This window comes from Wolbachia endosymbiont (group B) of Eupithecia inturbata (assembly GCF_964030915.1).
Lineage (GTDB): Bacteria > Pseudomonadota > Alphaproteobacteria > Rickettsiales > Anaplasmataceae > Wolbachia.
This window is the reverse complement of record NZ_OZ034987.1, coordinates 1,565,391-1,579,072: the sequence shown is the minus strand read 5'-3', so window position 1 is coordinate 1,579,072 and position 13,682 is coordinate 1,565,391. Positions and strand designations below refer to the sequence as shown.

At 33.4% G+C, this 13,682-nt stretch carries 15 protein-coding genes, 1 rRNA gene and 1 pseudogene; 15 read left to right on the top strand and 2 right to left on the bottom strand.

Annotated elements, in window-relative coordinates:
- Positions 1 to 801: 801 nt before the first annotated feature.
- From ACQH21_RS07635 to ACQH21_RS07595, 9 genes are all read left to right on the top strand, one after another.
- Entirely contained in the window at positions 802 to 1,098 is a 297-nt protein-coding gene (locus tag ACQH21_RS07635; protein WP_064085421.1) for a helix-turn-helix domain-containing protein, read from the top strand.
- A 60-nt stretch (positions 1,099 to 1,158) separates the two neighbouring features.
- The gene (gene rpoZ, locus ACQH21_RS07630; protein WP_425384182.1) at positions 1,159 to 1,551 is read left to right on the top strand and encodes a DNA-directed RNA polymerase subunit omega; all 393 of its coding nucleotides are present in this window, start codon (positions 1,159 to 1,161) and stop codon (positions 1,549 to 1,551) included.
- Between the two features lie 29 nt (positions 1,552 to 1,580).
- On the top strand, positions 1,581 to 1,826 hold the full coding sequence (locus ACQH21_RS07625; protein ID WP_010404268.1) for a monovalent cation/H+ antiporter complex subunit F: 246 nt from the start codon (positions 1,581 to 1,583) through the stop codon (positions 1,824 to 1,826).
- 6 nt (positions 1,827 to 1,832) lie between these two features.
- A complete protein-coding gene (gene mnhG, locus ACQH21_RS07620; RefSeq protein ID WP_012481981.1) occupies positions 1,833 to 2,105 on the top strand; it encodes a monovalent cation/H(+) antiporter subunit G in 273 nt (90 codons plus the stop codon).
- Between the two features lie 11 nt (positions 2,106 to 2,116).
- The gene (locus ACQH21_RS07615; RefSeq protein WP_010404272.1) at positions 2,117 to 2,641 is read left to right on the top strand and encodes a DUF4040 domain-containing protein; all 525 of its coding nucleotides are present in this window, start codon (positions 2,117 to 2,119) and stop codon (positions 2,639 to 2,641) included.
- Positions 2,634 to 3,053: a Na(+)/H(+) antiporter subunit B gene (locus tag ACQH21_RS07610; protein ID WP_010404274.1), complete on the top strand. Its 420-nt coding sequence runs from the start codon at positions 2,634 to 2,636 to the stop codon at positions 3,051 to 3,053. Before ACQH21_RS07615 ends, ACQH21_RS07610 begins: the two co-directional genes overlap by 8 nt.
- Complete coding sequence (locus ACQH21_RS07605; RefSeq protein ID WP_010404276.1) at positions 3,050 to 3,352, top strand: cation:proton antiporter subunit C; 303 nt, start codon at positions 3,050 to 3,052, stop codon at positions 3,350 to 3,352. The genes ACQH21_RS07610 and ACQH21_RS07605 overlap by 4 nt, the downstream gene beginning before the upstream one ends.
- A gap of 139 nt (positions 3,353 to 3,491) precedes the next feature.
- Positions 3,492 to 5,390 carry an RNA polymerase sigma factor RpoD gene (rpoD, locus tag ACQH21_RS07600; protein ID WP_425384181.1) on the top strand — a complete coding sequence of 633 codons (1,899 nt, stop codon included), beginning with the start codon at positions 3,492 to 3,494 and terminating at the stop codon, positions 5,388 to 5,390.
- A gap of 776 nt (positions 5,391 to 6,166) precedes the next feature.
- On the top strand, positions 6,167 to 6,310 hold the full coding sequence (locus ACQH21_RS07595; protein WP_029237693.1) for a hypothetical protein: 144 nt from the start codon (positions 6,167 to 6,169) through the stop codon (positions 6,308 to 6,310).
- A gap of 202 nt (positions 6,311 to 6,512) precedes the next feature.
- Here the strand turns inward: ACQH21_RS07595 and ACQH21_RS07590 are convergent, their stop codons facing one another.
- Complete coding sequence (locus tag ACQH21_RS07590) at positions 6,513 to 7,385, bottom strand: IS982 family transposase (protein WP_425383942.1); 873 nt, start codon at positions 7,383 to 7,385, stop codon at positions 6,513 to 6,515.
- A 612-nt stretch (positions 7,386 to 7,997) separates the two neighbouring features.
- On the bottom strand, positions 7,998 to 8,615 hold the full coding sequence (locus ACQH21_RS07585) for a hypothetical protein (protein WP_353281627.1): 618 nt from the start codon (positions 8,613 to 8,615) through the stop codon (positions 7,998 to 8,000).
- Between the two features lie 153 nt (positions 8,616 to 8,768).
- Here ACQH21_RS07585 and ACQH21_RS07580 point away from each other — a divergent pair.
- From ACQH21_RS07580 to ACQH21_RS07555, 6 genes and pseudogenes are all read left to right on the top strand, one after another.
- Positions 8,769 to 10,272 (top strand): 16S ribosomal RNA (locus tag ACQH21_RS07580).
- Between the two features lie 102 nt (positions 10,273 to 10,374).
- The gene (gene sdhC, locus ACQH21_RS07575; protein ID WP_425384180.1) at positions 10,375 to 10,752 is read left to right on the top strand and encodes a succinate dehydrogenase, cytochrome b556 subunit; all 378 of its coding nucleotides are present in this window, start codon (positions 10,375 to 10,377) and stop codon (positions 10,750 to 10,752) included.
- The gene (gene sdhD, locus ACQH21_RS07570) at positions 10,749 to 11,114 is read left to right on the top strand and encodes a succinate dehydrogenase, hydrophobic membrane anchor protein (protein ID WP_064085698.1); all 366 of its coding nucleotides are present in this window, start codon (positions 10,749 to 10,751) and stop codon (positions 11,112 to 11,114) included. The genes sdhC and sdhD overlap by 4 nt, the downstream gene beginning before the upstream one ends.
- Positions 11,115 to 11,190: 76 nt before the next feature.
- Positions 11,191 to 12,438: a hypothetical protein gene (locus tag ACQH21_RS07565; protein ID WP_139686622.1), complete on the top strand. Its 1,248-nt coding sequence runs from the start codon at positions 11,191 to 11,193 to the stop codon at positions 12,436 to 12,438.
- 109 nt (positions 12,439 to 12,547) lie between these two features.
- Positions 12,548 to 12,712 (top strand): annotated as a pseudogene (locus ACQH21_RS07560) (sugar phosphate nucleotidyltransferase); the annotation flags it as partial.
- Between the two features lie 86 nt (positions 12,713 to 12,798).
- Complete coding sequence (locus tag ACQH21_RS07555) at positions 12,799 to 13,671, top strand: IS982 family transposase (RefSeq protein WP_425383942.1); 873 nt, start codon at positions 12,799 to 12,801, stop codon at positions 13,669 to 13,671.
- Positions 13,672 to 13,682: the final 11 nt, after the last annotated feature.

Here is a 13,682-nt window from a genome sequence, read left to right as displayed (position 1 = left end):
ATATGATATAGCATTCTTATTAAATAGAAACTTTAAAAATTGAAATGAATCCCTATATTAAAATATAGAGGTATAAATTTCGGATATAAGGGTCTATTCATAATCTTTTTAGAAGCAAAGCGGTGGAAGCAAGAAGACGATTTGTAAGCTAGTATTGAATTTTGCTTATCACAATTGTCTACACTTTTCTATAAGAGTATTAGAGACTTACCTTTTGACAATACGGCAAAGATTTCTACAGTTACATCCTTTTATTTGTTTCTTTGCAATTACTTTTTTATATATATTTCAAAACACTTTCTTTACTTCCGCTATGTTTTTTACTTCATTTATTAAAATAATCTTGCCATTTTGAAAACATTGTTGATTCACTGAAGCCACTTTTTAGGACCTGTAACACTATGTAAAATATATCCTAAATCTTCTTGATTTTGTTTCTTTCTACAGAACTCTACTCAGTTTTTCTCCTACTCATCTTGCTCTGTTTTCATAATTTACATACTCTATCTCCTGCTTTATTCCTTTCTTGAGATCATGTACAGTCTCTAAAACGAGTTTGTAAAATGATTATTTCTGTATTTTAAACTTTGCAATTTCAACTTATTCTCTTTAATAGTAAGTTTTTTACAAAATAATAGTTTGAAATTACTAGTATTTTGTAAAAATTATAGTCAATTTAAAATTTTGAGTATCAGTATATCATTATAGTTATTGACAAATTATATAATATTAATATATTGGTATATTAAATATTATGATATAATATTTAATAAAGCTAGTTGGTATGTGAGAGTAAAAATTATGGAAACAATATCATTAAACAATCTGGATAGTGAAGCAATAAAAAAAAAATTGCTGAGCATAATAAGTAAAATTATAGGAAAAAATACTTGGACTCAAGCTTGTGCGGCTGAGAAACTTGGTATTGATCAACCAAAGGTGTCACAAATTAAAAGTGGTAAGACAAGTGGTTTTTCTTTAGAGAGACTGTTAGGTTTTTTGAAAAAGCTTGATCATGAAATAACAATTACAATAACAGAAAATCAATCAGTAAAAGCTAAAGAAGAAAAAGTAGAATGTAGAATTGGATCTCAATAGATCCGAAGTTGACATCTTATTTTTTGTGATATAGTATAAAGTTTATCAAGGTAGTATTTTATGATTGAGTCTATTGTAGAAAAGTGTGTAGAACAGGTACACAACCGTTTTAAATTGGTTCTGCTAGCAAGTCAAAGAACGCATGATTTGAGTACAGGGGCAAGCGATCCCGTTGAAATGGTTAAGTTTAAAGATCATAAGGATACGATAGTTTCTTTATATGAAATAGCAGAAAAGAAGGTGAATACTCATGAGTTGTTTAACCTTTTGGTGAAAAGGTGCAAGGAGCACATGAAAGGAAACACAGATAATACTTATATTAATAGTCCAAGTAAGCTAGCAAATTTGTTAAATTTTTCTGATCATCAACTTAACACAAGTCTGGATATAAGTCAAGAAAGCCACGATGATGAAATAGATGATCAAGATAGTGGTGAAGAAGTACCGATTTAGAAATCTGCAGAGGTTATAATAGCTTATAAATGATTAGTATTGCTATCTATGCGCTTTTGTTCTGTATGAGTGTAATGTTATGTTGTATAGTATTTAGGTCAAGTGATGTGTACAATAAGATTTTAGCATTCAATAGTTTATCAACACAAGTAGTTTTACTCATAACAGCAATATCGATTACTCTGAATGATTTTTTTTTAATTGATATAGCATTACTATATGCTAGCATCAGCTTTATATCAACTATAGCGCTAATGAGATTAATGTTGTTTTGATAATTTATGGTAGCATCCATTCTCATATTTTTAGGTGTTTGTTTAATAGTCATTTCAAGCGTAGGAGTAGTAGTATTTCCTGATTTCTATACTAGACTACATGCTGCAGGTATTGCAGATTCTAGTGGCGCAATGTTGTTGTTGATTGGTTTTGCTTGGCAAAATGAATTTTCAATCAATACTATTAAAGTTATATTATTGATTTTTATAATATGGATAGCCAATTCAACTAACAGTTATATTTTAGCGCGTACTTATTATAAAAGTAAAGACTATTAAAGAAGGTTAAGATGCTAGAAATACTGAATCTAATATTACTTTTGCTGTTACTCACGGTTACAGTTTTTATAGTTCTTTCGAAACATTTGGTTGTAAGTGCTGTTCTAATGTGTGTATTTAGTTCACTTATTGCACTTATGTACTTGATTATGAATGCGCCAGATGTTGCAATTACTGAAGCTTCTGTTGGTGCAGGATTGAGCACAGTCTTTACGTTTGCAGCACTCTCTTTGGTAAAGAATTACAAAGCAAATTTATCTCATAGCCCCACAACACTTTTTTTTATGTTATTTTTGACTGCATGTTTATCATACTTTATGATTCAATTACCAGATTTTGGCAGTCATAATGCTCCAGTTCACTTGCACGTTGCTCCTTATTATGTAGAAAATACTGAAAAAGCTATTGGTATTCCTAATATAGTGACAGCTGTTTTAGCAAGCTTTCGTGGCTATGACACATTTGGAGAAACTATAGTAGTTTTTACTGCTGCACTTTGTATAATGTTAATATTAGAAGAGAAAGAAAGTGATTAAAGATCCGGTATTAAGTGCAGTAACATTTTTGATGATACCTTTTATCATTTTGTTTGGTTTATACATACAGTTTCATGGTGACTATACTCCAGGTGGAGGTTTTCAGGCGGGAATAATTATTGCTTCTGGGATAATATTATATTCTATGTTATTTGATATACCTACAACTTTAAAAGCAATACCTTACTCTATTATCAAATTTACTAACGTACTAGGTATTTTAACCTATGGAGGAGCTGGTATTATAACAGTTTTGTTTGGCCAAAATTTTTTATCCTATAGTATATTGTCAGCTGATAGTAGAACAGGTCAAAAATTGGGTATTTTCTTAGTGGAGCTGGGTGTATTGCTTACCGTCTCTTCTTCCATGTTAATCATATATATAAATTTTGCTCGCAAGAAAAAACAATGACTCTATATAATTATGTAGGCATTACTATATTAATGGTGCTAGGTTTCTATATCATTGTAAATGATAAAAACTTAATCAAAAAAATGATGGGATTAAGTGTCTTACAAGCATCTGTTTTGTTGTTTTACATATCTTTAGGGTATGTAAAAAGTTCTTTACCTCCTATATTGACTTCAAATTTTCACTTATATACCAATCCTATACCTCACGTCTTAATGCTTACTGCTATAGTGGTTGGAATTGCAACATTTTCAGTTGGATTGTCCATAGTAGTAAGAATGGAGAGATTAGTTGATTAAGAAGAGTGTGAATAAATTGACAGTATCTTAAACTATATGAAGTAGCAAGTAACTATAAATTAAGAATAAAACTATAAGCTTGCTAATTGTAAGTTTATTTGATAAATAAGAAATAAAATTATAAACTGTAAAGGTAATGATGTCAACTATTAATGGTACGGAAGATAGGAAAAAGATCATCAAAGATCTTGTAACCAAAAGTATAAGAAAGGGCGGTTTTATCACTTTTGATGATATAAATGATAAGTTGTCAGATGAAAGTTTTCCACCTGATTTTATAGATGATACTATAGCTTTATTGCAAGACTCTGGAATTAACATACTCGAAAGTAGTGAAGATGAGGAAGAAGCTCCTTCTAATGATGATGGTAATAAGCTTGATGATGATGAGACATCGTTGAATACTACTACAACTTTAGTGCAAAATGATGATCCAGTAAGGATTTATTTACAAGATATGAGCTCTGTAAAGCTTTTGTCACGAGCAGATGAAATTAAGATAGCAAAAAAAATTGAATCTGAAAAGTATAACATGTTACGTGCAATAATTGAAACATCAGTGGCATTCAACATGATCAAAACATGGCGTGATGATTTAAGTGGGGGAACTTTTTTGCTGAGAGAAATGATAAATCTAGATGCAATTTATAACTCTGATTTCAATATGGTAGCCAAAGAAGAAAGTGAAGCTGAAGATGTTAAAGATTATGTTGATGATGAGGAAAAAGGCAACGATGAAAAGGGAAATGAGAGTGAAGATATAAGTTCAGCGAATTTAAACATTTCTGTTCTTGAAATGGAAAGTGATTTATTGCCAAAGGTTATCACAGCATTGGATGAGATCATTACTTTAACAAATGAAGCATTGGTATTGAAAAAAAATTCTAAAGATTTCTCTAATGAGCTAGAAAATTTATATAATCAAATATGGTCTGTAGCATTACAAATTCAGTTTAGTGATGCTGCTATTGCCAGAATTACACAAAAACTTTACGAAATAAATAGACTAATCACGTTTGAAGAAGCTAATCTTATTACTGAGGCTAGAAAGTACGATATTGATAGAGAAAGTTTCTATAATATTTATTGTGCTGTGCTTTTAGAGCACGAATTGAGCGAAATCAGTCTTTTAAAGAAGAATGAAAATCAGTCCCTTTTTACAGGTGAATTAAAAAATAAATTCTTAAGGTTTATAAACGATAACTATGAATATATAGCTAGTGCCTTAAGAAATATTAAGAGTTATCTACAAGGAGATAAAGTACAAGAGTTTAAGGAGCTAATCAAGAGAATACAAAAACACGAACGAGAAGTCTCTGAAGCAAAGCAAGAGATGATAAAGGCTAATTTAAGGCTAGTGGTTTCAATTGCTAAAAAGTATTCAAAAAGAGGACTTGATCTACTTGACTTGATACAAGAAGGCAATATTGGTCTTATGAAGGCTGTAGATAAGTTTGATTACAAACGTGGATATAAATTTTCGACTTATGGTACTTGGTGGGTAAAACAATCAATAACTAGGGCAATACCTGAACAGTCTAAAGTAGTTAGAATACCAGTTCATATGGTGGAAATTATCAGTAAAATCAATAAAGCATTAAGAAAGATGACTCATGGAATGGGTAGAGAGCCAACATTAGAGGAATTAAGTATAGAATTGGCAATGCCGATAGAAAGAATACGTAAAGTTATGAAAATAGCAAGAGATCCAGTAAGTCTTGAAGCTCCAACAGGAAAGGATGATAGTAGTACCTTCGGTGATTGTATAGAAGATAAGCGAGTTTCTAAACCAGAGGATGCTGCAATACTTGCCGACTTGCGCGGTATTACGACCAATGTTCTTGCAACTTTAACACCAAAAGAAGAAAGAATTCTAAGGATGCGCTTTGGCCTTGGTAAAGATGGAAAGGAGCATACCTTAGAAGAAGTAGGAAAAATTTTTAATGTTACACGTGAAAGAATTAGGCAAATAGAGGCAAAAGCACTACGTAAGTTGAAACATCCAAGCCGTGCTAAAAAACTTAGAGGTTTCTTTTAAGGCAGAAGGGCTGCTCAAAAAATAGGTAAAATTCAGCCAAAGTTCTATAATTTTACCCTATTTTTCTTTTTTTATAGGCTTCATAGAGCAGTATGATTAGATATTGAATGTTATGGCAAATGAAAAGAATAACTCTAATTCAAAGTGTAAAAATTTTTGTGTTCTGGGTGATAGTTTATCTGATAATGGTGTAATTATTGAAATTTTAATAACTTATCCTTTGTAAGAAACGTGAAACTTAATGCCCCTTTTTATTAAGGAGGATTTTTAGCAATGGCCTTACTGTTGTTGAATATGTAGCAAGGTATTTAGGTTTAGAAGAATTTAAGTCATCATGGAGATGCTCATTTTTTGATCGATACTATGAACAGTAAGGTCATAACTATGCGATTTTATATGCAACAGCATCTGAAATTCTTAACCCTATTTTTTCTTATTTCCTCAATAAATTTCGTTTAGTTAATCAGCTAAACGCAGTAATTAAACATCATCCAGACGTAGGTAAAGGAAATTTTATTTTTCATTATAATCGAGGAAATAATATTATGGGTGCCACTGCTTATAACAATGTTAAAGCAGAAAAAGTATTGAAATAAAGCGGTTAGTGAAATATGTAATGCATTTGGTTCTAAATGAATATGGTGTAAAGCATGTGATTGTTGCAAATGTGACTGAGGTTGGTTTGATACTAGCTTTAATAAAGACGAAAAGCAAGAGAGCTGGCTGCAAAGCTTACACAGAGTTTCAATACAAAATTAGCTAATGATTTAGATTATATGAAGAAAGGTGCAGATCTTGAAATAAAAGCATTCGATCTTAATTCTAAAATGAAAAGTATGCTTGGTAAATATAAGAGCAAAGGGTTAAATGATCGAGATGCATACCTATCAAACATCGTAGACCAGTTTGGGGGAGGGTGATTTGGAAAAAGTATAAAGATACTCTTGTTGATATTTAAAGGAAGGCTTGATACTTACTATAATTCTGGATGCAGCACAGAAATACTAAAGGATTATTTCTTTTTTGATTATTTTTATCCAACTGCAGAACCTTATTGTGAAGTTGGTAATGAAATGTATGAGTTGATAAAAAATTAGATTTCTTTTAAACCTCAGTTGCGGATTAGCCAACGAAGTAAAGCTTAGAAATGCAGGGCTTTTTCGGCTGCATGGAATATGAAACAAGCGTAGAAAAAATGTGTACCAAAAAATTTATCGGTGATCTATGTCTTGTATGCTCAATCTCAAAGTTGTTTTTCAGAGAGCCAAAAACTGTCTCAATAATCGATCTTTTTCTTAACAAAATCTTCTCATTTAGCGCCATTAATGAGTTTTTCATACCCTTTTTTATACTGGTTACAAGCTTTAACCCTCTATCGAATAATTCGTGAAAAAGATCTTTTTTGATATATCCTTTATCTCCAAACAATAATCCAGTCAATTTCTGAGTTAAATTTGGCACAGGTTTTCTATCATCAATGTTGCCTTTTGTCACCGTAACCCCTTGAATTTCGCCAGCTTCGTTGATTACTAGATGTAGTTTAAAACCGAAAAACCACCCATAGGTAGTCTTTCCAATCTTTGCCAACCCTTTGAAAACTTTATTTCTCGAGGTCCTTTTTGGATGGCAAACAGCGATAGATGTTGCATCTATGTACGAAATCCCTGTCACTTTTGACTGTTCGCAAAACCATTGCATTAAGAGCACTAAATACCATAAAACCCTAGATTTTAGCCTAATAAACCTACTATAGGATGGCAATTTTGGAAACGCTGATTCGTATAATAATTTCAAATAATGCACATAGAAAATTTTAAAATTGTCGCACTTGGATTGGTGATATAGCAATATTATGGTAAGAATCTCTGAATGCGTAATCTCTGGCGTCCTGGTTGGTTTTTTGCTACTTGGTAGAAGTTTTTCTGCAAAATTCTTGTCAACTGAATTGCAAAAATCGTCGATCAGGCAAAATAATTCTGTTATATTTTCATTCATTGGTAACCTCTCTATTTTGTAAATAATTTTCCGAGGTTACCCTATTTTCCTGGCTTTTTCACTGATTTCTAATCCGCAACTGGGGTTTTAAACATCTTTACGGTTTGTAGTAACTATCTGCGTAGCTGAATGGTAAAGGGAGGGGGGTAAACAAAGTAATCTAAAATATAGAGAAAATACAACGGTGCTTGATACATAGCTATTGCGATTTTATCCTCTTTTTGTCATTTTAGTGCTAGAATGACATTCTGCGAGTGAAGTTTATTCTTTGATATATTAACTATAAATATAGAGAAGTCTTACTAAATAAAAAGGTAAAAGGAACCTCTGAGTAGTGAAATTTTGACTCTATATTACTGTAAGTGGTGCTGTAATAATGTTCTAACAAGCGCGACTTGGCTGAGTATAGAAAAAATTTAAAAAACCGCTATAATTTTACGTAATCTACCAATAAACACCTAAGTTTTTACTGGATTTTGTGATTGATCCTACAGTCAAAAACAAATTTTGAGTCATAAATACTTTTAGTGCCATAATAAAATAGGGAGGTTTGTCAAGTAAAGTTCTTTATTTCATCAGATGCGCTGCCAAATTGTTATGCAAGCAAGTTTTTTAGTTTTCGTATATCCGAAGTAATTCTTGTGCATTGGCCTTGATTAGAGTCGGACATTCTCTATCATTTAATAATGAATGCAATATTTCAATTGCACCTTTAATGTCGTTACTGTGTATCTTTACTATAGCGATAGCTTCTTGGCTTGAATAAGGGTACACTGCATTTGATTCTAAATTACTAATTTTATCTCTATTTGTTTTTTCACCGCTGGAGTGAAGTAAGCTTATTACTTCTAAGTATTGTGCTAACTCACGCAAAACATCAGGAGCATCTTTATCGTCTGCCAAATCATTATAAATAATAGATGCTGTGTCTGTTGGCATTGAATCTGAGATATGATTGAATGCGCGTTCAAAATTTGCTAAATACTCCCAATTTGAATCTATTTCTTCTAGCAGTGACTTATTATCTTTTTTTAAGAATAATACTTCGTAAAACTTGTCACCTGCAGTTATAGATTGTTTTGTGTTATCAATGTTGCGCAATAAGTATAATGTGATGCCAACTAACATTGGCGCGAGTGCAAGCAGAAAGATGTATTTTTTCATGGTAATATTCCAAATAGTTATATATTTATACATTAATGCTTTTGATTTGCAAAAACATATTGACATAGTGATTATATCACATAATAATATTCTTAGAGTTGTTTGAATAGTTGGAGATTAAAATATTTCTAAAGTAGAAATAAAGACAGCAGTATTAAGCTAAATTATTTTTTGTCGGATTTATCCGATGTACCCTCAACCTTTTATAGGTTGAAGTCTAAATTTGAGAGTTTGATCCTGGCTCAGAATGAACGCTGGCGGCAGGCCTAACACATGCAAGTCGAACGGAGTTATATTGTAGCTTGCTATGGTATAACTTAGTGGCAGACGGGTGAGTAATGTATAGGAATCTACCTAGTAGTACGGAATAATTGTTGGAAACGGCAACTAATACCGTATACGCCCTACGGGGGAAAAATTTATTGCTATTAGATGAGCCTATATTAGATTAGCTAGTTGGTGGAGTAATAGCCTACCAAGGCAATGATCTATAGCTGATCTGAGAGGATGATCAGCCACACTGGAACTGAGATACGGTCCAGACTCCTACGGGAGGCAGCAGTGGGGAATATTGGACAATGGGCGAAAGCCTGATCCAGCCATGCCGCATGAGTGAAGAAGGCCTTTGGGTTGTAAAGCTCTTTTAGTGAGGAAGATAATGACGGTACTCACAGAAGAAGTCCTGGCTAACTCCGTGCCAGCAGCCGCGGTAATACGGAGAGGGCTAGCGTTATTCGGAATTATTGGGCGTAAAGGGCGCGTAGGCTGGTTAATAAGTTAAAAGTGAAATCCCGAGGCTTAACCTTGGAATTGCTTTTAAAACTATTAATCTAGAGATTGAAAGAGGATAGAGGAATTCCTGATGTAGAGGTAAAATTCGTAAATATTAGGAGGAACACCAGTGGCGAAGGCGTCTATCTGGTTCAAATCTGACGCTGAAGCGCGAAGGCGTGGGGAGCAAACAGGATTAGATACCCTGGTAGTCCACGCTGTAAACGATGAATGTTAAATATGGGAAGTTTACTTTCTGTATTACAGCTAACGCGTTAAACATTCCGCCTGGGGACTACGGTCGCAAGATTAAAACTCAAAGGAATTGACGGGGACCCGCACAAGCGGTGGAGCATGTGGTTTAATTCGATGCAACGCGAAAAACCTTACCACTTCTTGACATGGAAATCATACCTATTCGAAGGGATAGGGTCGGTTCGGCCGGATTTTACACAAGTGTTGCATGGCTGTCGTCAGCTCGTGTCGTGAGATGTTGGGTTAAGTCCCGCAACGAGCGCAACCCTCATCCTTAGTTGCTATCAGGTAATGCTGAGTACTTTAAGGAAACTGCCAGTGATAAGCTGGAGGAAGGTGGGGATGATGTCAAGTCATCATGGCCTTTATGAAGTGGGCTACACACGTGCTACAATGGTGTCTACAATGGGCTGCAAGGTGCGCAAGCCTAAGCTAATCCCTAAAAGACATCTCAGTTCGGATTGTACTCTGCAACTCGAGTACATGAAGTTGGAATCGCTAGTAATCGTGGATCAGCATGCCACGGTGAATACGTTCTCGGGTCTTGTACACACTGCCCGTCACGCCATGGGAATTGGTTTCACTCGAAGCTAATGGCCTAACCGCAAGGAAGGAGTTATTTAAAGTGGGATCAGTGACTGGGGTGAAGTCGTAACAAGGTAGCAGTAGGGGAATCTGCAGCTGGATTACCTCCTTAGGCTTTGTACGTAATTCACCATTTCAAATAATAGTGTCATTATGTACTATACTGCTGTCTTTACTTCTACTTTATTTTTTAATTTCTCGATAACGAAATTTTATGAGTAACAGGCCTCTTTCCCCACATTTACAAATATATAAAGTACAAGTTACTAGTTTTTTTTCTATTATGCATAGATTGACTGGTATCTTGCTATTTCTTTTATTAATCATACTTTCTTGGTATTTTATATTATATGTTTACTCCCCTAAGTTAATTATAGTAAGGTGCTTAAATGCATTATTGTTCACTCCTGTTGCTAAATTAGCTTATATCTTATGCTTTGTAAGCTTTATATATCATTTTCTTAATGGTATTCGTCATTTATTGTGGGATGCTGGGCTTAATTTAGAAATTGCTAGTGTTTTAAAAAGTGCTATATTACTAACAATAATGCTATTTCTTTCTACTATGGCTTTTTTATTTATATTTATATGAGTCAATCTGTAAATTCAGTACATCATTGGTGGATCCAGCGTGTTTCTGCGGTGATTTTGTTATTTTTATTTCCTTGGTTTATTTACTCATTTTCTTGCACATTTTATGTTGATAGCCCTTTATCTTTTAATGAAAAATTATTTCAGGCTATTAATCATCCACTAGAGCTTTTGTTTTTTGTTATACTGGTGTTTTGCATTTTTTGGCATGCAGTTCTTGGAATGCAGGTAGTGTGTGAAGATTATATAGACAGAGTACCTCTAAGGATTTTTACAATTACATGCATGAAATACTTATCAAGCATTACTTATATAGTCCTTGCTTTTACGACTTTTTTCTTTTATAGGCATATTTTCTTGTAAAGTTGCCAGTTCTATGTTAATATATTATTAGTGTACTAGTTTTATTATTGAACTATAGCGATTTTGGTTTAGCAATATGTTAGAGACATTGAAAAAGTGGGGAATAGACCTTACGCTAAAGGTGAAGGATCTATTTAGTTCATCTGAGTCTCAAGTTTATGTCAAAGACCTTAGAAAGGTAATGATATATGAGGATGGACGAAAGTGTCAATATCCAAAAAATTATGATCAGATTGTAGATTCTGGGAGAGTTGTAAAAAAAAATGACAAGCTTGTAAAAGATAAAGACGGAAATCCAGAGTACCAGCTTATATATAATGAATACAAATTTGATCTAGCCTTGGTTAAGGAAATTGATAAAAAATCTTACTTTACTATTGACTTTTTAGTTAGTAAAGGTAGGCGTGAGGTTAATGATTATAGTAAATTTTATAAGCCATTTAAGTTTTCAAAAATAGATCTTGAAAAACACTTGCCGGTCTTTGAGGTTGATACTAAGTTACTTAGATTAACTAATTCTTCTTTTCTTGCTAAAAAAGGTTGCTTCATCAATGATGACACGGGAGAAGTTGATGAGAAAGATAGAGATGAAAAAGGAAGAAATGGAAAATTACTATACGCTAGTGATTACAAGAAGCTAAGCACCCATTTTTCAGAAATTAGAGATCAGGATGGTAATCTAGAGCTAGATAAAAGTCTTATATCTGTTTCTATCGTTTTTGCTACAAGCTTGGCTAAAGTTTGTACTAAATTGTTGACCTCTCTTCCTATAAAGTTAGGGGAGTATTTAATAAGCGAACAAAACCCAATTGCAAAGTCTTTTGGCTATCTTTTGTTCACCCCTGCAATGGCAGTAAAAAATTTAGTGAATATGGGAGCTACCATACTTAAGGCTCCAATTTTATTGTTTGTAGCAAATGAGAAAAAGTATGGTGATGCTTATCTTACTATGTGGAAACACCAATTGAAAGAATGTTGGAAAGAAGTAAAAAGCGACTTTAATGTTGTTACAAATGGGGAAAGGCCAAAGCCGAAGCAGAAGGATCATAAGCCACTTAGCATAGCGGGTACATGGAAAGAGCTTAACGCTAGAAAATCAGATATTGAAAAAAACTTAGAGAAGGGGTTGAGCAAAAATAGTGAAAGTATAGATAAATCTAGAGAACTAGGTGTTGGAGAAAGCTTAAAGGAAAAGTTGCAAAACAAAACTGATGAAAAAGTAGCTGCAGCCGTTAATCAAAAAAGCAACACTCCTCATATTGATAGAGAGATAGAAAGAAGACAAGACTCATCACGAAATGTAGGGACTCCATCACGCTCGTAGTCAACCATTACTTTAAATTACTTTTTACTTTAATCATCTCACAATAAAAACTTGCATGCATTTTGCCGTTAGTATAAGATATTAATCAAATAATTAATATCTTAATTAAATGCGCCCTGTAATACTGTGTGGTGGTAGTGGCAGCAGACTTTGGCCTCTATCTAAGCCAAAGCAATTTCAGAAAATATTTAGTCAAAATACTATGTTTCACAACACTTTGTTGAGGCTAAAAGGCGATTATATGCCACCCATCATTACCACAAATATACAATATACCCCAGTTGCGGATTAGAAATCAGTGAAAAAGCCAGGAAAATAGGGTAACCTCGGAAAATTATTTACAAAATAGAGAGGTTACCAATGAATGAAAATATAACAGAATTATTTTGCCTGATCGACGATTTTTGCAATTCAGTTGACAAGAATTTTGCAGAAAAACTTCTACCAAGTAGCAAAAAACCAACCAGGACGCCAGAGATTACGCATTCAGAGATTCTTACCATAATATTGCTATATCACCAATCCAAGTGCGACAATTTTAAAATTTTCTATGTGCATTATTTGAAATTATTATACGAATCAGCGTTTCCAAAATTGCCATCCTATAGTAGGTTTATTAGGCTAAAATCTAGGGTTTTATGGTATTTAGTGCTCTTAATGCAATGGTTTTGCGAACAGTCAAAAGTGACAGGGATTTCGTACATAGATGCAACATCTATCGCTGTTTGCCATCCAAAAAGGACCTCGAGAAATAAAGTTTTCAAAGGGTTGGCAAAGATTGGAAAGACTACCTATGGGTGGTTTTTCGGTTTTAAACTACATCTAGTAATCAACGAAGCTGGCGAAATTCAAGGGGTTACGGTGACAAAAGGCAACATTGATGATAGAAAACCTGTGCCAAATTTAACTCAGAAATTGACTGGATTATTGTTTGGAGATAAAGGATATATCAAAAAAGATCTTTTTCACGAATTATTCGATAGAGGGTTAAAGCTTGTAACCAGTATAAAAAAGGGTATGAAAAACTCATTAATGGCGCTAAATGAGAAGATTTTGTTAAGAAAAAGATCGATTATTGAGACAGTTTTTGGCTCTCTGAAAAACAACTTTGAGATTGAGCATACAAGACATAGATCACCGATAAATTTTTTGGTACACATTTTTTCTACGCTTGTTTCATATTCCATGCAGCCGAAAAAGCCCTGCATTTCTAAGCTTTACTTCGTTGGCTAATCCGCAACTGA